This is a genomic window from Paenibacillus agilis (assembly GCF_007786455.1).
In the GTDB taxonomy this organism is placed as follows: Bacteria; Bacillota; Bacilli; order Paenibacillales; family Paenibacillaceae; genus Paenibacillus_B; species Paenibacillus_B agilis.
On sequence record NZ_VNJK01000001.1, the window covers coordinates 3,418,261 to 3,440,434 of the forward strand.

Consider the following 22,174-nt stretch of genomic DNA (forward strand, 5'->3'; position numbering starts at 1 on the left):
TCGTTGGAAGTTCATCCACTTCTTCTAGCGTACTAGCTATTCTTAACCCTTCTATTCTATACGCTCTAAATTACCATTTGCATCCATGCGGAATCTTGTCTTGTTATCATCATCATCATCGGACAAAATTGCTAGACGACGCGCTCGATCCATAATTTGAATAAGAGCTTTATAGTCATCATTAACCGTACGATAATCTGTCTGAACTTCGTTTACTTGCTTAGACAAGTACTCTTTTTCTTTACTGATCTTTGCAAGTTTCTCTTCTTTGTCATACAGCTCGCGTTCTAACTGTTTCACTTGACGAGCAAGATCTTGGTAATTGCTGCGCCACTGACGCAAAAATCGTATAACCGAATCAATGGACAAGGACTCTTCTGTGAAAGTTTCATTTTTCCCAGACAACAGTTCTGTGTCTTCCAAAGCAATGGAAGCCACCTGTACCCCAATAGGATGCTTCTTAACATAATTACGCTTTTGGCGCTGAGATTTGGCCAATTGGATAGCAGTCTCATATTTTTTGCGGACAAAACTGTTCCATCTGAATCCACAAGCTGCAGAAGTCCTGCCAATACGCTCTCCTACTTCTTCAAAAGCAGCTAGTTGTGTACTTCCTTCTCGTATATGCCTTAACGTTACCTCTGCTAAAATCAAATCATCATCCGCTGTCCATGCATCTTGTCTAATGGCTGTCATGCCACAACCTCCTAACAACACATCATTATTGCTCATAGTAAGCACCGCTTCATTTCATCTCTATGCACATAATAGAGTTCATAGAATCTATCGGATACTAAAATGTATATCCACTTTTTCTAGGAAACATACGTGAAATGTACACGCATATACACATAAAGCTTTAAGAATATGAAAAAATCTTCAATTCATCACACTTGGCAGTTTACACCAATTGCGTCGAACGATATAATGTCAATAGAAAAGTTGGCAGCTTTTGTATGGAGAGGGGGATTAATCGTGGCACGAATGTTTCGCGTACTTGGATTTTGGACACTTGTCATTGGTCTAATGGCCTATGCTGGCCACATGGTTGAAATGGCGTTGTTATTCTTCATGCAGACCGCCTTCTTTGTGTTGCTTGGCTATTTAAAACTCACTGAACGTACATACATCTTGTCATTCTGGGGGTATATGTTAGTCTGCTTTACGGGCTTCTCTTATTGGACTATATTCGAGATGAGCAACCCATTCTAACTTAGCCTCTTTACTATCATGACTAGGAATGACAGCAATAAGCCCGGAGCTACCCGCTCCGGGCTTATTGCTATTTCAACGGATTATAGTTCATTATTGCTTATCCTGTCCGTTCCCCGTTCCCTTACTAATTGCCATTACTTTAAACCGTTCACTCATCTGGTCGGACAAGAGAAGCTGCCTAATGTTACGGTTACTTCTTGCCTTTTCACTAAAAGGATCTGCATCTGAATGATTTTGCAGCAAATCCAGCACACCATTCTCTACAAGAAATTGCTTCTGGTCCATTCGAGGGAGGACCTCACAGTCTGATAAAAAGGCAATCCGTTCAGCGATATCGAAGTCAACATCAGCCGTCATATCCTGATCTCCAGGAGCAGCAAATGGATCATCGTACGCCTGATGATTACGATAGCAAAGCAAACTTCCATTCATGCGATGCTCCGCCGTAAGCTGTCTCGTACCGTCCCCATAGTCAATAAATAACCCTTCACAATCACCTAGAGCTTGTAACACGAGACCAAGCCACTCCGAAGCAGCCATGCCTGCATCATAAATCTGCCCCTCATGCAAACTTATATCATGCTGCACGGCCCACTGAGAAACATGAGCCTCAACTTCAGCCCACTCATATTCAAAGATAGACTTGTCACGGTTCCAAATTACGTATGCTTGTTCCAACTTACTGTTCCTCTGTCGTATCCGTTCCACTGGAAAAGCATCCAGCAACTCGTTAGCAACGAGAAAAATAGGCATTTCTTCAGCTTGCTCGAAATAATTTTGCTCGTCCCAGCATACTACTGGAATAGGACATGCATTATTAGCAAATCGCTCCTGAATCTTACTCCGATGATAGGGACTCGATTCGACAATAACATATTCCATTGGACGGCAATCAGAATGCTCTAGGACATTCAACAACTGCTCTGCTAGCTTTCCAGTTCCCGCTCCCCATTCAACAATTCGATAGGATTTATCTGTCCATTCTCGTATCGAGCACCGCAACTGAAGGTAGCGCTCAATAATAAGAGCCATTGCATCACCGATATATGCACTCGTATAGAAGTCACCAGCAGGACCTACTTTTTCACTCGATTTCGTGTAATACCCACCCTCTTGATCATACATACAACTTGACATATATATAGAAAAGGGCATACGATAGTCGGGAAATTGTGACAATCTTTGTTGAATTCGATGAATGAGACTAGACGATTGACCAGACGACAACATACTGTTCATCCTTTCGTATTTGTCCTTGTTTGGAGCAGCATGAATCCTAACTAGGTCTACTAGCGATACAGATGTACGGTGTACATAAGGGGGCCCTCAATGCGACTAGGGAAACGCGCAACGAGCGCTTGTATGCGAATACTTATCTTTGTTCTCATTGCTTCAGCAATTCCCTTCTCGTCTCATGCACAACCGACTGAGCCGATTCCATGGGATACTGCTAATCAATCATCCGAAATGAAACATATTTTGCAGCAAAGCTTATCGATTCAAGAACTGGATGCAGAGATAGCACGTGTAACGGCGAGAGAGAATGAGGCAAGCAAACAAAGGCAGCTGCTAGAAGCAGATTTGCAAAAACAACAGGAACAGCTTCTACTAAAACAAAAAGATGCAGGGCGTGTGCTTCGTTCCTATTATGTAGGTGAACGCGATCTGATTTTGGAGGCTATTTTATCCTCTGGTGAGATCTCTGATCTATTTCTACTGCTGAATTACTATTCCTACTTAATGGATTCTGATCATCGTATATTATCGGGCTATCAAGCTAACGTACAACGTATTGATCAGCTTAGGAATGACCAAGCCCTATTAGAGAAGGAACTATCGCAAGTTCGTATCAATCTTGAAAATCAACGGAAACGCGTTATTGAACTACAACATAAACTCGATACACAAATCACTTCTAGCTCGGATCCGGAAGCAATGAAGAAACTAGTTGAAGAATTTACGAAGTATTGGCAAAGTGTAGGGCTGTTTGAAGTACGGCATTATTTCAGAGCTATGGCCGATGCGATGCAGAAGCTACCTGAATTCGTTAAAGAAAATGGAAATATGAAGTCAAATGGTCTTCAATATACGCTCCGCATCAAAGACAGCGAGCTGAATGAGTTTCTGCGCCAACAAGATTCGATGTTTGATGATTTTGAATTTGTATTCGATAAAGGTATTGTCACAGCTATCGGTGACCGGGAAGGGCTTCGTGTAGTCGTTCAAGGCAGCTATACGCTTGAGCAAGAGCCAGAAAATGCACTAAGATTCCATGTCGATCATCTTCAATTCAATGGACTCGAGCTTGCTGAATCAACACGTAAACAACTAGAGGAGCAGTTTGACCTTAGCTTCTATCCACAGCAACTTGTCTCATTCATTCAAGCAACAGAGATTACAATCGACAAAAATGAAATGGTCGTCGTCTTAAAAGTTTCGCTATAATTCATTTTACTTCCATACAGCATTACTAGGCTACGGCCCCAAAGTCTGTCATTCAAACGATAGACATTGGGGCCGTATGCTGATTGTTCACGAAGCTGGTCGCAGCCTCCACAAGCCTTTAAACTCCTTAGCCAATATGTCAGAGTTTAATTTGCCCTTCATCCATTCCCGCACGTTACTATGCCAGCTTTCCAACTCAGAAGCATGACGTAACACCTCTTTGAGACGTATATCTGAATGAATATACACAGCTGGCAAATAACGATTCCACAACTCCCATATTTTAATTTGCGCAGTACGACTTGCAGGCAATAGGAATGACGAATTCTCTAGTACATTTTGCTGCTGTTTTGCATCTGTGACGAATTGTATCCAAATTTTCGCCTCCTCCTCCAGCTCGGTATGAGCCGGCACGATGTAACTCATACTTTTCACCATAGTTCCATAAGGCGGAGTTATATCGCGTGGCATTTCAAAAGCGAGCATTTCACCTAGCCTAGGAGCAGCCTCTGAATAAGGTACTATCGCAAATCGTACATCCCCTTGATTCACCATTTCCCAAATACTTTTCTCATTTTTAGGTGGTACCGACTCAAATAACGCCCGATAATTTTCCCATTCCTTCAACGTCTCCTGCCACGGAGACACAATCGATCGATCCAGCGATTGATTATTCGGCAAGCTCGACACTACCGAGTCTGACGAACCATTATGTTTGGCACGACTGTCAGCAGACACATCAGACATCTGGATAATCCCTAAGCGCCACATCAGCGCAAGAAGTGCATATGGATCCTGCTCGTCCCATACAAACCAAGGCATTGATACTCGCCTCTCGTCCTCCTTATTAGATTGTTCTATCATAGATAAGGTCGAACTCAGCTGAGGACGAATGGATTGCATTTGGCCAAACATGAGCTCTTGTGGACCACGCATAGCAGCATGCCATTCCCTCATGGAAATCGGAGGCTGTTCTATCCCTGCTTGCGCTTTTAGAGCTACAGGGTTCCATACCAGCACATAAGGATCCATGTAATAAGGCATCCCCCATACATGTCCATTCCAGCTTACAATCTCTTTCAACCATTCTGGAGAATAAGCCCATGTTTCTACAGACGGTTCTAGCGGCAGAAGCTTCCCAGCCAAAGCATATTGTCTGACTCGTTCACTTCGAATCATAATCACATCAGCACTTTCTTGAAGGGCAAATGACTGCTTCAAACCTTCGCTTATCTCGTGTTCCGTCCTGTTGCGCAATTCAACGACAATACCATACTGTCGCTCGAACTGTCCGCTTACCTGAATTAATTCCTTAAACACCTCTTGCGGCAGACTGACATCTATTTTGAGCGAAAGTCCTGCTTTATCTATTGCAAATACAGGCTCATTGTAGTCTCCTTCGTCTTCTTCAGGTCGCGGCTGGTTCATTAACTGCTTCAACCCGCTTCCAAACTGAGTAAGCAAAACCAACATAATAAGTACCATGATTCCAATAATGATCGTTCTTTTCGACTTCGGCATTCCATACTCCCTTCTGGGCTTAGTGTGACGAATTACCGATAAAACGTTATTAAATATCTCACTTTCTTTACATTGAACGACGCCTACCTAGTACGGCGCATGTCTATTGTACCATTTTTTCACATTCATGAATGTAAGATTTAACCTAAAAAAGACATCCTCTAGGATGTCCTTACATGTTAACTTTTTGATGTGACAATGCGTTTTGCGATTTACAAGTTACGGTGAAACATAAGCAATTGCCGTAAAGCTTTCAGGACCCACTCGCTGTAGGTTTACACCTGAGCTACCATCCGCATCGACAGCCCTAATACGAACCTCGTATGTCAAAAAATTAGGTGTAGTTGGTATATTATGATCGAACGCAGTAAGTTTGGCATCAAATGTCGCAAATAGCGTGCCAGGTGTCGTTATCGCCGATGAGTAAACAAGCGTGCTGCCATTTCGTATGATAGATAAATTAACGATTCCAGAAACTGCAGTTATAGAAGCTAATGTAACGGTAGCTTGCAAATTCACACCTACTGTCCCTCCTGCAGCTCCCGATATATCAAGTCCTAATGAACCAAAAACAGTAGGTGTCGTAGTAACTGGAATTGAAATAGACGTCGTATAACTTGCATTTTGTGAACCCTGTGCATCTAGAAATCTTCCCATAGTACCACCTCCACTATTAAGTTTATGAAAATAAAAGCAATTGGTGTGGACAAACTATCTCCTCTTCAAAATTTTGCTCATTTCATCAGTAACACTCAACAAAAAAAGTGCCCCAAGTCTAAAAGACCGAGGACACTCCGTACATTTTCGCATAAGTCTTGATTAAAATGAGTACACGAGTTATTTACAATAAATCAGCAGCAATTTGGGCCAACTGCGAGCGCTCGCCTTTTTCTAAAGTAACGTGGCCACTTAAACCTTCTGATTTAAATCGCTCTATCAAATAGGTCAAACCGTTGCTTGCTGAGTCTAAATAAGGATGATCAATTTGGGCCGGGTCCCCCACCAGTACAATTTTACTCCCCTCGCCTACACGAGAAACAATCGTTTTTACCTCGTGCTTGGATAAATTTTGCGCTTCATCAATAATAATAAATTGTCCTGGGATCGATCTGCCCCGGATATACGTCAGTGCTTCCACTTGAATGTTGCTTAAGCCAACTAAAATTTTGTCGATGTCGCCAGCCTTTTTCGTATCAAACAAGAACTCTAAATTATCGTATATAGGCTGCATCCATGGACGCAGCTTCTCTTCTTTCTCCCCTGGTAAAAAACCGATATCTTTGCCCATTGGCACTACAGGGCGACCAATAAGCAGCTTCTTGTATTTGCGCTCATCCTCTACCTTCAGTAATCCTGCTGCAAGTGTAAGCAACGTCTTCCCCGTACCTGCTTTCCCTGCCAATGTTACTAACGGTATATCGTCATTAAGCAGCAATTCGATTGCCATCCGCTGCTGCGCATTGCGCACCGTAATCCCCCACACCTGATCATTACTAAGATATAGCGGCTCTAGTCGTGTACAATCAACATTTACCTTTAATATCGCCGACTTGCTCGTTCCCATCTCGTCTTTTAAAATAACAAACTCATGCGGATGAAGCTTTAATACAACATTCAAGCTATTCACTGACAAGAAGCGGTAGCTGTAAAATTGATCGATTACAGATGGGTGCACATGTAATACTCGATGCCCTGTGTATAGATCGTCGTTTGAAGACACACTGCGATCTGATAAATAGTCTTCTGTCTGCAAGCCGAGCACATCGCCCTTGACACGTACAAGCACGTCTTTACTAACGAGCACAACGCTTTTTGGCTGTTCTAGCTGCTGCTGTTCAATACTGTAATTCAAAGCGACTGCCAGGATTCGATTATCATTTGTCATTTCACCAAACAGCTCCTGCACTTTCACGAAGCTCCGATGATTAAGCTCTACGATTAGGGACCCTCCATTCGGTAAAGGGACACCTTTATGCAGACTCCCCGATGTCCTCAATCCATCTAGAAGCCTTGAAACCGTTCTGGCATTGCGTCCAATTTCATCGGCGAGGCGTTTTTTAGAATCAATTTCTTCAAGGACAGTTGCTGGGATAACAACCTCATGCTGCTCGAATGCAAATAAAGCATTCGGGTCATGCAATAGAACATTCGTATCCAATACAAATATTTTGGTCATAAAATCCCCTCCGATTGGTTTGTTCAGCGCTTTATCCAGTATGAGGGCAAGGTGTCCATATACATAATTCATTGCACCGCCGCTCACACTATTAAGAGCGATTACCTGTTACCATTTCATGCAACATCGATGATACAGACGAAAGGAAGATCAGGATGCGGAAACTAATTTTGGCTGTCGTTCTTATCAGCGTATTGGGAGGCTGTGGCCCCAAGCAGCAGGCAGCTCCTTCACCGCAGCAGCAATCGCAATATCACACTGCTTCTCCCACACAGCCAGCAGCACCTATGGATCGAGAGGGATTACGCAACCATGTAACAAACATCGCCAAACGAGTTCCAGGCGTACAGAACGTAAATTGTGTTGTATTCGGGAACACTGCAATCGTTGGGGTTGATGTAGCCGCTGATTTAGACCGCTCTCGTGTAGGAACAATCAAATATTCAGTGGCTGAAGCATTGAGCAAAGATCCATACGGTGCGCAAAGCATCGTAACGGCTGACGTGGATATCAATCAGCGTCTTCGGGAGATTGGAAATGATATTCGGAATGGATACCCTATTCATGGCTTCAGCAATGAATTAGCGGATATTGTGGGTCGCATCGTCCCACAGATGCCGAAGAGAGTGAAACAAATGAAGCAAACCGTAGAGCAGCGTTCACCGGCTCCTAACAAGTAATATGCGGACATGCTTCCAATAAGCACAAAAAGCCTAACGGTTAACCGCTAGGCTTTTTGTATATAAGTGCATATTATCGATCTCAATCATTGTATAATCGGACATATTCAAACCTCCTAGTCAATACACCATTTCTATACATTGTATTAGCGTGGAAGGCAGAACTTGCTTATGCTTTTGACCGAGCTTTACTTCGTTGAAATCGAGTGTTCTGCTAATTAGCGTGATGGAGCCGAACTTGGTGTTGACTCACTACTATTCGCAACATTTTCACCAGCTGCTTGTTCAGGTGTGATCGATTTGCCATCCATCACATCTTTAAGCAATTGTTTAGCCAGTGCGAGCTTCTCTTCATTAATATAAATATAAGGACTCTTCCAATCGCCACCGACTGAAACATAGTGAATATTGTTGCGATTAATATCAATATATGTAGTAAAGGAATCGCGAATCTGGGTGCTTGTCATATCAATCTTAAAATTATCAGCCAAAGCGTCGATAATATCTGTAACTTTGGAGAATCCGCCTAAAGATTGCATGTTGCCTACAAGCTCCTGCAACACCGCATTTTGACGAACGTTACGGTCTTCATCAGTTGTCTCCGGCGTTCTCGGACTACAGTTGGACTTCCGGTATCGCACCAAATCCAACGCCTCTTGACCACTTAGGTCTTGCTGCCCTGCTTTAAGTTTGATATTCGTTCCGTCCGCTCGATCTCGATAGCACATATCCTGATCCACGTTCATACTTACACCACCAAGCGCATCAACGACCTGCACAAAGCCCTGGAAGTTAATCTCCATCGCATGGTCGATATCTAGATCCATATACTTACCTAGCATGACCTTCATTTCTTCCATCGGTGTAGGACTATCCAGCTTGCCTTTTTTGTGCAAGCTATGGAAGTTAGGATAGAAATGATTGAGCTTGTCAGGACCGTATCCTGGGATCGAGAAGTACGTATCACGCGGTAAAGATACGAGCACAGCTTCCTTCGTCTCAGGATGCATAGCTCCTACCATGACAACGTCCGTACGCATACCCGGCAGTTCTTCACGATAGTCAACCCCCATTAGCACAAAGGAAAATGGCTCGGTTTGAGGTGCTAGTGTAGGTACAACCACTTGGTTACCCACTCCACCCTTCTCCAAGGTTGATATAGTCGGCAGCTTGTTGTTAGCATATAGAACGAGATAGGATGCTATTCCTATACCTGTAAGAACAAGTAGAATAATACCTGTCAGCATAGCTTTTAACCATGTGGGCATTTTCTTTTTTGTAGATTTAGAACGAGCTCTTGGATTAGGCTTTGAACTTGACTTTGGTCTTGACTTAGAATGTTGTGACTGTCTTGGCGGCAAAGGTGTGTTCACTTTCATAACTGACCTCACTTATTCATTGTATTTCGGGTTGGATTCAATATCATGCCACAGCTGCTCACACAAGATTATGTCGAACTCAGCTTGATTGATTTGTCCTTCACGCTCATAAGTGACGGTATACGTATTTTCATTGACTTGATCGGCTACGCTGGTCAACATGTGATCTTCATGCAGGATTTGAGCGAAGAAATCAAGCGTCTGCTTGGCTGCACCGTCGTCCGGACGATGCCGAACGACAATAACCATTTGCAGCCAATTGAACAGAGCGTCATGCAACTTCAAGTTAACCCCTCCAGTCGATGAGGATACGATTACGACATATTTTGATGCTTCTTCTTCTGGCGTCCCTCTACGAAATAGCGAATACGAACCATAAACATAAGCACTACAGCTACAAACAAACACTGTATGATAGGAAGCTTGTCAATCTGCAATACAAGCAGAATAAGACAACCTAGCGCCATCACAATATGAATAATAATCTCCTTTAGAAGGGGTAGCTTCTGGACCCGAAACACCTGGTTAAATATAAAAGCTACAAATGCAAAAATAAGCAAGTAGCTGATTAACATGTGGTCGGCAAACCATTGCTGCATAACGACTCCATCCTTTCAGCAAAGATAAGATTTGTCTTTACACAAGCTCTGCTCATCAACGAAAAATACGAATTCCCCGTTTAAGGTCTATGACTGAACTTTACGTTGCTTCTCCGCACGTTCACGTTCATTTTTGTTGAGTATTTTTTTACGCAAGCGAATCGATTCTGGCGTAATTTCGCAATACTCATCATCGTTCAAGTATTCAAGCGCCTGCTCCAAAGAGTAAGCACGAGGTGTCTTCAATCTAACTGTGTCATCTTTACCAGAAGAACGCACGTTGGATAGTGCTTTTTCTTTACAGATGTTAACAACGATATCATTATCGCGAGTATGTTCACCGACAATCATACCTTCATATACTTCAGTACCTGGGTTAAGGAACAAAATACCACGGTCTTCTACAGACAACATACCGTACATTGTTGATGTACCGTTCTCCATCGATACCAATACGCCTTGATGACGACCGCCTACTTGGCTGCCCGCATAAGGACCGTAATGATCAAACGCATGGTTCATAATACCGTAACCGCGAGTTAGTGTCAGATAAGAAGTACGGTAACCGATAAGACCACGTGCAGGAATGATAAATTCCAAACGTACTTGTCCATTACCATGGTTGATCATATTGACCATTTCAGCTTTACGTGTTCCAAGGCTCTCCATAACAGCACCCATCGAATCTTCTGGGATGTCGATAAGGAGACGCTCCATTGGCTCCATTTTTTGGCCATCGATTTCCTTAATGATTACTTCAGGCTTGGATACTTGAAGCTCGTAGCCTTCACGACGCATATTCTCAATAAGAATACCTAGGTGAAGCTCACCACGACCAGCAACAATAAATGCGTCTGGGCTTTCTGTTTCCTCTACACGAAGGGAAACGTCTGTCTCCAACTCTTTCATCAAACGCTCACGAAGCTTACGGGACGTTACCCATTTACCTTCACGGCCAGCGAAAGGACTGTTGTTAACTAGGAATGTCATTTGCAATGTAGGCTCATCAATGTGCAATACTGGAAGTGCTTCAGGGTTCGCCATATCTGCAATCGTTTCACCGATGTTGATTTCACGAATACCAGCAATTGCAACGATATCTCCCGCTGCTGCTTCTTCGCGCTCAATACGCTTCAAGCCTTGGAAACCAAACAGCTTCTCGATGCGTGCTTGCTTCACTTGACCTTCACGGTTAATAACCGCAACCGGTTGACCTGCACGAATCGTACCACGGTTTACACGACCGATAGCGATACGGCCCAAGTATTCGTTATAGTCAAGCAACGTTACAAGGAACTGCAACGGCTCTTCTGGATTCTCTTGCGGGGATGGAATATGTTCAATTACTGTCTCGAACAATGCTTCCATGTGATCATCTTGCTTCTCAGGATTCAAGCTCGCTGTACCGTTCAATGCAGATGCATACACGACAGGGAACTCAAGCTGCTCATCGTTCGCTTCCAACTCAATAAACAGATCCAATACTTCGTCAATAACTTCGTTCGGACGAGCATTTGGACGGTCAATTTTGTTCACAACTACGATTGGCGTCAAGTTATGAGCCAATGCTTTGCGCAATACGAATTTCGTTTGCGGCATGCAGCCTTCAAATGCATCAACGACAAGAAGTACGCCGTCAACCATTTTCATAATACGCTCAACTTCACCACCGAAGTCAGCGTGGCCAGGCGTATCTACAATGTTGATCAAATGATCTTTATACGTAATCGCCGTATTTTTCGCTAGAATCGTAATACCGCGCTCTCGTTCCAAGTCATTCGAGTCCATGGCGCGCTCGTGCACCACTTCATTGTTGCGGAAAGTTCCGGATTGTTGTAGCAGCTTGTCAACCAACGTTGTTTTACCGTGGTCAACGTGGGCGATAATTGCGATATTTCTGATCTTATTACGTTCTTGCATACGTTCGATCTTTCCTTTCTATAGTAGCACATTTATAAAATGGGTCGTCTTATCGGTTGGCTCTGTACGGTCCACATCAGTCCGTTATCACAATAATTGCGTGAAGAAGGCGCCGTCAAGCGGCGCCGTTCATGTGAAATAGATCATTCAGAACGAAGTGCTGCTGCCTTGCCGCCTTTATCGACGTATTCGTGACATACCGCCGAATATGAGCAATGCCCCTACAACGATTAGTCCGAATGCGATCAAGTATACACTAATATTCACAATTAGCGTAAGCACGAGCAGCAATATTCCTGCCCCTCCTAAAACAACAGCGGCCTGCCATGCCCTTGGCGATGGATAAGATTCCAGTCTGCTATAACCGTATAGCCCTAGAGCTAATCCAATTAGGATAAACGGCCATAAGTAACGGAATAATTCCCATGAAATCCAATGGCAAACCATGAACAATAGCCCGTATACGAGCAATGTTCCACCAGGCACAAAAGCGATTGGAGGAAGTATTCTACTCCTAATGAGCCAGACAAGGCCTGCTCCCACCAAGAATAAGAATAACGGCCACAACGTCCCGCCTACAAAATTAAAAAAGCCCCATTTGCCAAGCAGGATGAATAACCCCGCAGCTAGTATGAAAATACCGATAACGGGTTCTTTTCTGGACATAGCATTCACCTCTGACGACCATTAATCAACCATCTTTAGGATGGCGGACACGGTACGACGATATTCGCGCCCATTTATCCTTACTAGTTTATATGAAACGTACAAAAAATACTACCTCACCTCATAAAAAAACTTCCTCCGTTATCTAAAATGCTTAGATAATCGGGAGGAAGTAGCATTTCTTATATATTCAGGATGCAGACGCCTTCTCCTGTTACATCGACGGTTTCGGATGGGCTCGGAACCAAATCCCAAGAGCCAATACTAATAACGCCAGCGCCCACGGAAGCGTTCCTCTAATCCCATCCCAAGCCGGCAGCCACAGCAGCAATCTTTCGTCAGATGCCATCATTTTACCAGCTGTATAGCCTAATATCCCAGCACCTGCATACACGAGAAACGGAAACTTCTCCAACCAACGGCTGACAAGCGTACTACCCCATACGACGATGGGGATACTTAATGCAATCCCGATGACTAGATATGGAAAATGCCCCTCCGATATAGCCGCAATCGCCAGCACATTATCCAGACTCATAATTACATCTGCGGTTAAGATAGTGCCAACAGCACTCCTTAAGCTGGTTGTATTTTGTTCAGAAACAGCATGACTATTTCCATCCCCGAGCAATTGAATGGCAATGACGAATAATAAAATTCCTCCTACCGCTTGCAGCAAAGGAATGTCCATCAACCAAAGTGCAACCACTGTCAATACAATTCGGAGAATGACTGCACCTGCAGCCCCCCACCAGATCGCTACTTTGCGCTGCGCCTCAGGGAGATGCTGCGTCGACATCGCAATTACAACTGCATTATCTCCACTAAGTACCATATTAATTAATAAGATTTCGATTAGAATCCATAATGAGTCCAATGTGGTCCCCTCCCTTGTTGTACAGTTGTATGTTGTACAAGCAGGAGGTATGACACTATATAGCCATTATTAGAACCAATCTCCAACCGATTGATCATTTTTGCTCTTGTTAACGTTCAATTCAGCAGGTACAGATGAAGCTTCAAGCTCATGCTCTGCATCGTTCTCTGGTGTTGTCTCTGGTGCCATACCACCGCGATTAGCGCGAAGTAATACCGTATCTGTCCCTTCCACTGCTTTATCAATCAACTCGTCCAGTTCTGGTATCGACGCCTCAACTCGCTCCAACACTTTCAGATTCGGATTTGTAGCTGGAGACTTCGGGACGAAGAGCGTACAGCAATCTTCATATGGCAAAATAGAAAGCTCGAATGTGCCAATCCCTTGTGCAATTCGCACAATCTCTTCTTTATCCATCGTTACAAGCGGGCGAAGCAGCGGCAAATCCGTCGCTCGTCCGATAACGTTCATGCTTCCCAACGTTTGGCTTGCTACTTGTCCCAAGCTGTCGCCAGACACAATAGCAAGCGCCTTATGCTTGTCGGCCAGCTTCGTTGTAATGCGCAAGAACGCACGACGCATTAACGTAATAAGTACATTTTCAGCATTCGCTTGATGTAAGCGTGTTTGAATATCTGTAAAAGGCACCATATGAACCTTTACTCTGCCCGCATAGTTAGCCAACACTTGTGCCAAATCAAGCACCTTTTGTTGGGCACGTTCACTTGTGAACGGATAGCTATGGAAGTGAACCGCTTCAATTTCCAATCCTCTGCGCAACGCCATATATCCCGCTACAGGGCTGTCGATACCGCCAGAGAGCAGCAGCATTGCTTTGCCGTTCGTGCCATATGGGAATCCGCCTACCGCTGGAACTACGTTGGAATAGATATACGTATTCTCTTCGCGCACTTCAACGGTAACCTTAAATTCTGGATTACGCACATCTACCGATAACTGCTCAAATTCACGCAACAAAGGAGCTCCGACTAAATGATTCAACTCTTGAGAAGTATGGGGGAACCCTTTCCAAGCTCTGCGACCGACCACTTTAAATTTTGTACCCGGTTGCGGATCATACTCACGCACCATCGTTAAAGCTGTTTCGATAATCGGTTCAAGCTCTGATGGCGCCACCTTTACTGGACTAATAGATACGATGCCAAACACATGTCGCAATACTGCGATAAGTGGCTCAACTTCCTCACCATTTAGCTCAACGTAAAGTCTGCCATATTCTTTAATAAGCTTAGCTTTCTCAAATGGCTTCAACACTTCTTTTACATGCCGGTATGCAGCTTTTTCAAATTTACTTCGATTGCGCCCCTTAATCGTAATTTCTCCGAAACGAAGCAGTAACATATCATAAATCATTACTTATAACCTACCTTTCTCGCTGTACAAGCGGTTTTAACCGCTCAACTGTTTCCTTTAACGCACTTCCTATCCGATCAATCTGCTCTATCGTCATAGATGCATCCATACTAATTCGCAGGCCGCTCGCAGCGACGCGTTCATTATGTGTCTGTGCCAACAGCACTCGGCTTGGCTTATGAAGCTTAGAAGAACAAGCTGACTGCGTGGACAATATAACGCCTTGCTCCTCCATCGCATGTACGGCCACTTCTGCCTTCATCCCTGGAAATGAAGCATTTAAAATATGTGGTGCCCCAAGCGGACATATAGGACTGTTAAGCACTAGCTCAGGTATTTCATGAATGTGCTTCAACATACGTTCATTTAGTAGTAGCAGCTTCTCTTCATCTTTAGCTTGAGCTTCTACCGCCATACGTACCGCCTTGGACATGGCCAATATGCCAGGAACATTAGAAGTGCCTGCTCGCAAGCCAAACTCCTGTACGCCTCCATGGATAAGCGGTGTCAGCTTCAAGTTGCCGCGCTTAACAAGTATCCCCATCCCTTTAGGACCGTGGATCTTATGCCCTGACAAGCTATAAAGATGGGCATTCCAATCTGCTAGTTCTACAGGCAGCTTCCCTAGCCCTTGTACCCCATCTACATGAAATACAAGCTTAGGATAGCGAGCAACCAATTGACCAATTTCGCGCAATGGCTGCACGGCTCCCGTTTCGTTATTCACATGCATAACACTGAGAATCACCGTATGAGGCTTAATCAGCTGTTCTAGCTGCTTCAAATCGACCCGACCATTGTTATCAACAGGTGCAATACTCACTTCTACACCTTCGAGCTTCAACTGTTCATAACAAGCATACACGGATGGATGTTCTACCGCAGATACAATCGCATGAACAGGATTGCCAGCCGCTGCTAGCCGCATCGCCTCACGAACGACACCGAAAATAGCCATGTTATTGCTCTCTGTCGCCCCTGAGGTGAATATTACTTCCTGTGGCTGAACATGTAGAGCCTGTGCAACGACACTGCGTGCACGAAGTACTAATTGATCAGCTTGTCCGCCTAACTCATGTATAGAAGATGGATTCGCATAAATACGCTCCATCACTTCTGTCATCGTACGAATGACTTCAGGATGAGGAGGGGTTGATGCGCTATAATCCGCATAAATGATGTCGTTTGCTTTCATATCCTCCTGGCTCCTCCTTTTCACAACAAAAAAGATCAAAACGGCTTATTCAACTACCGTTGTTGATCCCAACCCAAAATACGTTCCTTGGAACAGTACTTATTGTACACGTATTCACGCTATTTCACCATCTTTTTATACCCTGTACCTACGACAAAAGGAGCAGCAGTACACTCCTGCTTGCTCCTTCAGCCATCGCTACCTTGTATGGTAGAAATTGAATATGAAATCCTCAAGTCCAAATTCAAAGAAATTGAAATTAAGTTAATTCCCTCGTAAGTAATCATTTTTCAAGTTAAAAATAAAAAATGGATCAAAATTGCCGCTGCGCCAATAATCATAGCAGTAGCCCCTGCAGAGCGACTTCCTTGATATATGGACATAAATCCGAGTGCAATACTAGTTAAGCCTAAAATGTATGGAAACATGAATAATGAAGCTATCGCAAAGCCAATCGCCGTGTATCCAAGTCCACTCGGTACATCGACTTCCCGCTTCTCATTAACAGTCCCAAAATCTTGAGCTTCATTTCCCATTAGCTCATAAGCGCTCTCAATGTGGTACTCCCGCTGATCCTGTAGATGGTTCCGATTACGATTCCGTTTCAAACGACGATCATGCTTTTTATGAGACATAATTAGCTCCCCTTTTCAATTAGGAAGTTCTCGGCTTGAACGTCAGGCAGCAAGTCACCGAAGACTCTGAGGCGTGATCTTGATGCAAAACACCTAATTCGTCTGCATACTCCTCTTTGGAGCTTTTGTGACTATGCGCATCAATATCAATCTGAATGGAATCAGCCCTACACATATTCCCATCACCCCAGAACGAGCAGTTAGCTACTGTACATCTAACCGTTGGTTGAATTGACATGTAACTTCACCTCCACTAACAGGTTGTCCGTCACTGGGTAGGCATACTCGCACAACGAGTTGGTAGTTGTTATCGGGCATAAAAAAAGAACGTGCCGAGACATAAAGTTCGGACGTTCTTGGTTACATCTTACATCTATATTATTTGTTGCTTTGCATTTTACGTTGTGTCAAATAATCATTCTCATAATAAGCTAGCTCATCGCGCAGTTCTTCGAACAGTTTCGTAATATTCAAAATAATATCACGTGCTACACGAATCGGCTTCTTACGGAAACGAATCGCCTCCTGCCCTGTATACGCATAACGACCATCTTCGGAGTAGCATTCATTTTTCGGATAAAAGAATGCGTTCACAACATGGTGGTATACCTCGTACAAGGAACGTTCTGCAAAGTTCGCATCAAAGTTCGCACGACGAAGAGTAACACCCAACTTCTCATAGCTTACTTCTGAGAACACGAGCAAATGGCGTAGATCAGACAAAAATCCGCGGTAGAAACTAACGACTTCTTCATCTTGCTCGCTGCCTACCAGCTCCTGCAAACTGTACGTATTTAAAAATGGCTCCAATTGATCGATAACGGACTTCAGTTTTTCTCTAGACGCTTCACACAGCTGCTTAACATTAGCTGGCATGGAATGCTCCCCCTTAACTTGGCCCTATCACTTAGACGATATTAGGTACTATTTATAATGAACCACACTACCCACATCCTACCACATTCCAAAAGGAAAAGGTACTCCTTTCCACCTTTTTAGGCAAGAAGAATAAAAAGACCCAACAACTCTCAAGCTATGACAGTTGCAACAACGTCAACGGACAACTTGAATTATTTATGGAGGGATTACCATGCGTCGTGGCACAGCGATCGGCTTGTCTCTATTGGGAGCAACCATTGTCGTCGTTCCTTTACTTTGGAACGGCATGTCTAGCAATCAGCAGCCAGCCCGATATCAATCTGCTTCACAAGAGAAGCATTATAAACTCAACACCGTACATCAAGACATGAAAGTAACAGAACGATTGCTGTCAACAGATACGAAACAAGACATGAATCGAGCACTTAGCCAATGGCCGTCCAAAGATAAAAATCATATAAAAAAGAAAATGGACAGTTTCCGAGAAAAAAATCCGCACTTCGTATACACGAGTTGGGTTAATCAAACAGCCGGAGCTCATGTACGCAGCGGTTCTATACCTGAAGCAAGCCAACATGACGCACAATCAACGAAAGAACAACTTGCAAGCTACGTGCGCAAAGCAGAAACCTCTGTGACAAACAAGCAGTCTTATCGTTCACCGGAAGTCGTGCTCAATGGCAAGCAATATGTCGTGCAAGGCTATCCAAGTTCCACGACAAACGGTGGCATAGTAACCGTTGTTAGCCAGCATGTTGTTTATCAAGTTAATAATCATCAGCAGCGCAATCTGCGAGTAGTCCCTTACCCGCCTGAGCATAAATATCGGGTCAAATCCATAGATACGAATACGAAAAAAGATGTGACAGTAGCAGATGGGGAGGACAACCAGGGTACCAGTCACTATTACACAGACGAGATCGTCGTACGTTTTAAACAGCAGCCCACCGAACAGCAATTGAAGCGTATGCGTGATGATATTCGTGCAACGGCCGTTAAAAAAGTAGGCAATGCCTATGTCTTCCAATCCAAATGGATGGAAACCGAGCGATTGCAGCAATATTTTGCTTCATATAACCCGCTCTATGTTGAGCCTCATTATTTATATATGACGAACGATTTAAAGCGTAGTGATGGGACACCGACTAGCCTACATGCAACGCCATTACGCGATCGTTTGGGCAGAGATAATCGGGTACCTAGAGCAAATAACACAGCAGAAGCCGACCCGAATGACGTGCTATATCGACCATATCAGTGGAATTTACCATTAATTAAGACAAACAATGGCTGGTCGCTAACAAAAGGGCGCGAAGATGTTATTGTTGCTGTAGTTGATACTGGCGTGGATCTGAAGCACAGTGATTTGAAAGACAAGCTTCTTCCTGGCTATAATGCGATTAATCGCGATGCAAAGCCGCAAGATGATGTCGGACATGGAAGTCATGTGGCAGGCATTATTGGTGCCTCTGTTAACAATGAGGAAGGTATCGCCGGTATGACATGGTACAATAAAATATTGCCTGTCAAAGTACTTGATAGTTCAGGCTCCGGCACATCGTATTCGGTAGCTGAAGGGATTATTTGGGCAACGGATAATGGGGCAAAAGTAATTAACCTCAGTCTTGGCAATTATGTAGATGGAGCTTTGCTTCATGATGCTGTGCGCTACGCTCATGAAAGAGATGTTGTCCTTATTGCAGCAACAGGCAATGACAATACGAGTCAGCCAGGTTATCCTGCAGCCTACCCTGAAGTGTTCGCTGTATCCGCTACGGATTCCAACACTGCCAAGGCATCGTATTCCAACTATGGTAACTATGTCGATGTTGTAGCACCAGGTACATCTATTGCGAGCGCCTATACGAATAACCAATACGCTGCCTTGTCAGGAACGTCGATGGCCAGTCCTCATGTATCTGCACTGGCTGCCTTGATACGTTCTGTTAATCCTAGCCTGAAAAATACTGAAGTCTATGACATTATGCGCCAAACGGTAAACGACTTGGGTACAAAAGGGAAAGATAGCTACTACGGCTACGGACAAATTGATGTGGAACGCGCACTTCACCTTGCAACGCAAAGTACGCAGTCCTTGTCATTGTACCCTCAAAATGTTCAACGTGAACTGAAGCGAACTGCTGCTGAGTTTGATCGTTAATGTATGAGTAATGAGTAATAGTCCGCTAATATACACGAAGCCCGTATCGAATATTCGATACGGGCTTCTTATGTGTTTCATATGAATTAGCTTCATAATAAATGTGTTGTGCGATGGAAAGCTTGCCATAAGCCGGGTTCTGTACTGATCGTGGTATTACGGGAACAACCCTCCCACTACGGAGTGACAATCATCTATCTAGGCTGCCTATTACTAAGCAGCTCCAGCGACCAACCCAGACGCACCTCAGGCTAAGGTTAGCCCTTTGCAGGGCTTGCGTCCCATTAGGTCTTGCTCCAGATGGGGTTTACCAGGAACGAAGTCACCAGCGTTCCTCGTGGTCTCTTACACCACGGTTCCACCCTTACCTGTGCCGCATAAGCGGCCATCGGCGGTCCATTTCTGTGGCACTATCCTTCAACTCGCGCTGACTGGACGTTATCCAGCATCCTGCCTTGTGGAGCCCGGACTTTCCTCTCGTGGTTTGCACCACCAGCGATTGTCTGTCAAACTTTCCGACAACTTCGTAAGTATACTAGCTTCTCACAAGAAACTCAACACTCAACTTTTACATAAAATGAAAAGGTTCGGTATGAACGCCCGAAGCATGGAAAATCGTCTTCGAGCTATTTTGCTCTGCAAGCTGCTGCAAACGCGTTGTTACATCGGGAATAAACATCTTCTCCGCATGATGGCCAGGGTCAATAATACATAGACCCGCAGCAAGCGCATCCTGTGCCGTATGGAAATCTACATCGCCCGTTACGAGCACATCTGCACCATGGAAAAGCGCGTGTTTCACATATCTGGCTCCCGAACCGCCAAGTACAGCTACTTTACGGACTTCACGATCCATTGACCCTACAACACGTACATGCGGAACGTTAAAGCGTGACTTAACCTGCTCTGCCAAAGCAGACAGGCTCATCGAATCCTTTAATTTCCCTACGCGTCCGAGGCCCGATGGCTTGCCTTCCAATTGCAATGGGTAAATATCGTATGCTACCTCTTCATAAGGATGAGCCTTCAGCATCGTCCGAAGAACGCGGCTCTTTATAGAGCGAGGCACAACAGTTTCCAAACGCACTTCCTCGACTTCTTCCATTTTACCTGTAGACCCGATATAAGGATTCGTGCCTTCCAAAGGCTTAAATGAGCCTGTGCCCTCACTGTAGAAGCTGCAATGGCTGTATTCCCCTATCCAGCCTGCACCGACGTCAAGAATGGCTTGTCTCACCGGTTCCAAATGCGTTTTGGGAACAAATACAACGAGCTTCTCTAAACGATCCTCATGCACCTTCTCCAACACTTTAAGCTGATCCAGCTCAAGCGCCTGTGCCATCAGATCATTCATGCCGCCGTCAACAATATCATAGTTCGTATGGCTGATGTACACCGCAATATCATGCTTGATTAGCTTTTCATACAAGCGACCAGCAGGTGTATCCGTCTGCAAATCTTTGAGAGGTCGGAAAATAATTGCATGGTGAGCAATAATGAGCCCGGCATTCAATCGTATCGCTTCATCAACGACTGCTTCCGTTACATCAAGCGAGACAAGCACGTTCGCTACTTCCTTACGCAGCGTTCCTAATTGCAAACCAATGCGATCATCAGGTACAGCGAGAGATTTGGGAGCAAGCTGCTCAATCCACTGTGCTATTGTTTGCCCTTTTGCCAACATGCGATCAACTCCTCCAATTCTGATTTGTAGGCAACAAACTGTTCTCTGCGTTCAGCTGTTTCTTCGGCATCAGATTTAGCCATAGTATTTAGAATTCGCTCTTGCTTATTCACTTCGTGCTGCCACTTTGCAATGAATACATCGCTTACTGTTTCTTCAGACAAATAAGGCCCTAGCTTAAGCAGCCACTGCTCATCAAGAACGAAACCGCAATTCAATTGTCTCGATGCATACATCGTTTTGTCTGCTTGCACGAACTCATCGGCATTCCAGCCCTCAATTGGCCTTTCCGCCAGCAACACCTCATAAATCTTGCCGTCTTCTTCAAGAATATGTTCTGCTTTAAGCAGCCATTGCTCCTCACGCAGCCATTGTCTGACAAGATCTTCACCGACATTCGGCTGCAGGACAAGCCTCTGAACACCTTTCAGCTTATCTACGCCTGCCTGCAGAATGGAGACAATTAATCCGCCACCCATTCCTGCTATCGTAATACAATCCACTTCGCCTGCCTGAACAACAGCAAGTCCGTCACCTCGACGCACTTCTATAATTGACTCTAGACGCGAACCTTTAACTTGCCGTACTGCCGCATCAAAAGGACCTGGATTAACTTCTCCGGCAATGGCCTTAGCAATACGGTTCTCTTTAGCCAAATAGGTTGGCAGCAAGGCATGATCAGAGCCTATGTCAGCAAGACGACTATTCATTGGAACCCAATCAGCAATTTGCTGAAGCCTTTTCGATAACTTTATGATCACGTGTTTA

General features: G+C 44.4%; 22 protein-coding genes and 1 other RNA gene. 4 read left to right on the plus strand and 19 right to left on the minus strand.

Annotated elements, in window-relative coordinates:
• Window positions 1-51: 51 nt before the first annotated feature.
• Window positions 52-696, minus strand: coding sequence for an RsfA family transcriptional regulator (locus tag FPZ44_RS15130; protein WP_144991375.1), 645 nt, complete (start codon window positions 694-696; stop codon window positions 52-54).
• A gap of 279 nt (window positions 697-975) precedes the next feature.
• Here FPZ44_RS15130 and FPZ44_RS15135 point away from each other — a divergent pair, with 279 nt between their 5' ends.
• Window positions 976-1,212 carry a DUF2626 domain-containing protein gene (locus FPZ44_RS15135; protein WP_144991376.1) on the plus strand — a complete coding sequence of 79 codons (237 nt, stop codon included), beginning with the start codon at window positions 976-978 and terminating at the stop codon, window positions 1,210-1,212.
• Between the two features lie 93 nt (window positions 1,213-1,305).
• On the opposite strand, the gene FPZ44_RS15140 is transcribed toward FPZ44_RS15135, so the two are convergent.
• Complete coding sequence (locus FPZ44_RS15140; RefSeq protein ID WP_186786063.1) at window positions 1,306-2,445, minus strand: SAM-dependent methyltransferase; 1,140 nt, start codon at window positions 2,443-2,445, stop codon at window positions 1,306-1,308.
• Window positions 2,446-2,544: 99 nt separating this feature from the next.
• Between FPZ44_RS15140 and FPZ44_RS15145 the strand changes: the two genes are divergently transcribed.
• The gene (locus FPZ44_RS15145) at window positions 2,545-3,660 is read left to right on the plus strand and encodes a hypothetical protein (RefSeq protein WP_144991378.1); all 1,116 of its coding nucleotides are present in this window, start codon (window positions 2,545-2,547) and stop codon (window positions 3,658-3,660) included.
• Between the two features lie 87 nt (window positions 3,661-3,747).
• Here the strand turns inward: FPZ44_RS15145 and FPZ44_RS15150 are convergent, their stop codons facing one another.
• The 3 genes from FPZ44_RS15150 to FPZ44_RS15160 form a co-directional block, all read right to left on the minus strand.
• Window positions 3,748-5,181, minus strand: a complete 1,434-nt coding sequence (locus FPZ44_RS15150; protein WP_144991379.1) for an ABC transporter substrate-binding protein — start codon at window positions 5,179-5,181, stop codon at window positions 3,748-3,750.
• 219 nt (window positions 5,182-5,400) lie between these two features.
• Window positions 5,401-5,838, minus strand: a complete 438-nt coding sequence (locus tag FPZ44_RS15155; RefSeq protein ID WP_144991380.1) for a hypothetical protein — start codon at window positions 5,836-5,838, stop codon at window positions 5,401-5,403.
• A gap of 184 nt (window positions 5,839-6,022) precedes the next feature.
• Window positions 6,023-7,357, minus strand: a complete 1,335-nt coding sequence (locus FPZ44_RS15160) for a PhoH family protein (RefSeq protein ID WP_144991381.1) — start codon at window positions 7,355-7,357, stop codon at window positions 6,023-6,025.
• Window positions 7,358-7,512: 155 nt separating this feature from the next.
• On the opposite strand from FPZ44_RS15160, the gene FPZ44_RS15165 reads away from it, so the two are divergent.
• Entirely contained in the window at window positions 7,513-8,037 is a 525-nt protein-coding gene (locus FPZ44_RS15165) for a YhcN/YlaJ family sporulation lipoprotein (protein ID WP_144991382.1), read from the plus strand.
• A gap of 218 nt (window positions 8,038-8,255) precedes the next feature.
• Here FPZ44_RS15165 and FPZ44_RS15170 read toward each other — a convergent pair whose 3' ends face one another.
• The 11 genes from FPZ44_RS15170 to FPZ44_RS15220 form a co-directional block, all read right to left on the minus strand.
• Window positions 8,256-9,416, minus strand: coding sequence for an LCP family protein (locus tag FPZ44_RS15170; protein WP_144991383.1), 1,161 nt, complete (start codon window positions 9,414-9,416; stop codon window positions 8,256-8,258).
• A gap of 12 nt (window positions 9,417-9,428) precedes the next feature.
• Window positions 9,429-9,701: a hypothetical protein gene (locus FPZ44_RS15175; RefSeq protein ID WP_186786064.1), complete on the minus strand. Its 273-nt coding sequence runs from the start codon at window positions 9,699-9,701 to the stop codon at window positions 9,429-9,431.
• 29 nt (window positions 9,702-9,730) lie between these two features.
• On the minus strand, window positions 9,731-10,015 hold the full coding sequence (locus FPZ44_RS15180) for a YlaH-like family protein (protein ID WP_028595843.1): 285 nt from the start codon (window positions 10,013-10,015) through the stop codon (window positions 9,731-9,733).
• 87 nt (window positions 10,016-10,102) lie between these two features.
• On the minus strand, window positions 10,103-11,935 hold the full coding sequence (gene typA, locus FPZ44_RS15185) for a translational GTPase TypA (protein WP_144991384.1): 1,833 nt from the start codon (window positions 11,933-11,935) through the stop codon (window positions 10,103-10,105).
• Between the two features lie 177 nt (window positions 11,936-12,112).
• Window positions 12,113-12,601 (minus strand): glutamate synthase, encoded by a 489-nt coding sequence (locus tag FPZ44_RS15190; protein WP_144991385.1) that lies wholly within the window; start codon window positions 12,599-12,601, stop codon window positions 12,113-12,115.
• A gap of 214 nt (window positions 12,602-12,815) precedes the next feature.
• Window positions 12,816-13,478: a TerC family protein gene (locus tag FPZ44_RS15195; RefSeq protein ID WP_144991386.1), complete on the minus strand. Its 663-nt coding sequence runs from the start codon at window positions 13,476-13,478 to the stop codon at window positions 12,816-12,818.
• 69 nt (window positions 13,479-13,547) lie between these two features.
• Window positions 13,548-14,852 carry a tRNA uracil 4-sulfurtransferase ThiI gene (thiI, locus tag FPZ44_RS15200; RefSeq protein WP_144991387.1) on the minus strand — a complete coding sequence of 435 codons (1,305 nt, stop codon included), beginning with the start codon at window positions 14,850-14,852 and terminating at the stop codon, window positions 13,548-13,550.
• Between the two features lie 10 nt (window positions 14,853-14,862).
• Window positions 14,863-16,047 carry a cysteine desulfurase family protein gene (locus tag FPZ44_RS15205; RefSeq protein WP_144991388.1) on the minus strand — a complete coding sequence of 395 codons (1,185 nt, stop codon included), beginning with the start codon at window positions 16,045-16,047 and terminating at the stop codon, window positions 14,863-14,865.
• Window positions 16,048-16,337: 290 nt separating this feature from the next.
• Window positions 16,338-16,682: a hypothetical protein gene (locus tag FPZ44_RS15210; RefSeq protein WP_144991389.1), complete on the minus strand. Its 345-nt coding sequence runs from the start codon at window positions 16,680-16,682 to the stop codon at window positions 16,338-16,340.
• A 19-nt stretch (window positions 16,683-16,701) separates the two neighbouring features.
• The gene (locus tag FPZ44_RS15215; protein WP_144991390.1) at window positions 16,702-16,920 is read right to left on the minus strand and encodes a DUF1540 domain-containing protein; all 219 of its coding nucleotides are present in this window, start codon (window positions 16,918-16,920) and stop codon (window positions 16,702-16,704) included.
• 140 nt (window positions 16,921-17,060) lie between these two features.
• A complete protein-coding gene (locus FPZ44_RS15220) occupies window positions 17,061-17,558 on the minus strand; it encodes a DUF3907 family protein (protein ID WP_144991391.1) in 498 nt (165 codons plus the stop codon).
• A 214-nt stretch (window positions 17,559-17,772) separates the two neighbouring features.
• Between FPZ44_RS15220 and FPZ44_RS15225 the strand changes: the two genes are divergently transcribed.
• On the plus strand, window positions 17,773-19,722 hold the full coding sequence (locus FPZ44_RS15225) for a S8 family peptidase (RefSeq protein WP_144991392.1): 1,950 nt from the start codon (window positions 17,773-17,775) through the stop codon (window positions 19,720-19,722).
• 113 nt (window positions 19,723-19,835) lie between these two features.
• Here the strand turns inward: FPZ44_RS15225 and rnpB are convergent.
• The 3 genes from rnpB to FPZ44_RS15240 all read right to left on the minus strand — a co-directional run bounded on the left by rnpB (window position 19,836) and on the right by FPZ44_RS15240 (window position 22,167).
• An RNA gene (gene rnpB / locus FPZ44_RS15230) (RNase P RNA component class A) lies at window positions 19,836-20,237 on the minus strand.
• Between the two features lie 53 nt (window positions 20,238-20,290).
• Window positions 20,291-21,406, minus strand: a complete 1,116-nt coding sequence (locus FPZ44_RS15235) for a Nif3-like dinuclear metal center hexameric protein (protein WP_144991393.1) — start codon at window positions 21,404-21,406, stop codon at window positions 20,291-20,293.
• Window positions 21,382-22,167: a tRNA (adenine(22)-N(1))-methyltransferase gene (locus FPZ44_RS15240; protein ID WP_144991394.1), complete on the minus strand. Its 786-nt coding sequence runs from the start codon at window positions 22,165-22,167 to the stop codon at window positions 21,382-21,384. The genes FPZ44_RS15235 and FPZ44_RS15240 overlap by 25 nt, the downstream gene beginning before the upstream one ends.
• Between the last annotated feature and the right edge of the window lie 7 nt (window positions 22,168-22,174).

Bases quoted from the DNA above. Each gene is read 5' to 3' on its own strand.
- FPZ44_RS15130 (WP_144991375.1), bottom strand. From the start codon at position 696: ATGACAGCCATTAGACAAGATGCATGGACAGCGGATGATGATTTGATT.
- FPZ44_RS15140 (WP_186786063.1), bottom strand. From the start codon at position 2,445: ATGTTGTCGTCTGGTCAATCGTCTAGTCTCATTCATCGAATTCAACAA.
- FPZ44_RS15145 (WP_144991378.1), top strand. From the start codon at position 2,545: ATGCGACTAGGGAAACGCGCAACGAGCGCTTGTATGCGAATACTTATC.
- FPZ44_RS15150 (WP_144991379.1), bottom strand. From the start codon at position 5,181: ATGCCGAAGTCGAAAAGAACGATCATTATTGGAATCATGGTACTTATT.
- FPZ44_RS15155 (WP_144991380.1), bottom strand. From the start codon at position 5,838: ATGGGAAGATTTCTAGATGCACAGGGTTCACAAAATGCAAGTTATACG.
- FPZ44_RS15160 (WP_144991381.1), bottom strand. From the start codon at position 7,357: ATGACCAAAATATTTGTATTGGATACGAATGTTCTATTGCATGACCCG.
- FPZ44_RS15165 (WP_144991382.1), top strand. From the start codon at position 7,513: ATGCGGAAACTAATTTTGGCTGTCGTTCTTATCAGCGTATTGGGAGGC.
- FPZ44_RS15170 (WP_144991383.1), bottom strand. From the start codon at position 9,416: ATGAAAGTGAACACACCTTTGCCGCCAAGACAGTCACAACATTCTAAG.
- FPZ44_RS15180 (WP_028595843.1), bottom strand. From the start codon at position 10,015: ATGCAGCAATGGTTTGCCGACCACATGTTAATCAGCTACTTGCTTATT.
- typA (WP_144991384.1), bottom strand. From the start codon at position 11,935: ATGCAAGAACGTAATAAGATCAGAAATATCGCAATTATCGCCCACGTT.
- FPZ44_RS15190 (WP_144991385.1), bottom strand. From the start codon at position 12,601: ATGTCCAGAAAAGAACCCGTTATCGGTATTTTCATACTAGCTGCGGGG.
- thiI (WP_144991387.1), bottom strand. From the start codon at position 14,852: ATGATTTATGATATGTTACTGCTTCGTTTCGGAGAAATTACGATTAAG.
- FPZ44_RS15205 (WP_144991388.1), bottom strand. From the start codon at position 16,047: ATGAAAGCAAACGACATCATTTATGCGGATTATAGCGCATCAACCCCT.
- FPZ44_RS15210 (WP_144991389.1), bottom strand. From the start codon at position 16,682: ATGTCTCATAAAAAGCATGATCGTCGTTTGAAACGGAATCGTAATCGG.
- FPZ44_RS15215 (WP_144991390.1), bottom strand. From the start codon at position 16,920: ATGTCAATTCAACCAACGGTTAGATGTACAGTAGCTAACTGCTCGTTC.
- FPZ44_RS15220 (WP_144991391.1), bottom strand. From the start codon at position 17,558: ATGCCAGCTAATGTTAAGCAGCTGTGTGAAGCGTCTAGAGAAAAACTG.
- FPZ44_RS15225 (WP_144991392.1), top strand. From the start codon at position 17,773: ATGCGTCGTGGCACAGCGATCGGCTTGTCTCTATTGGGAGCAACCATT.
- FPZ44_RS15235 (WP_144991393.1), bottom strand. From the start codon at position 21,406: ATGTTGGCAAAAGGGCAAACAATAGCACAGTGGATTGAGCAGCTTGCT.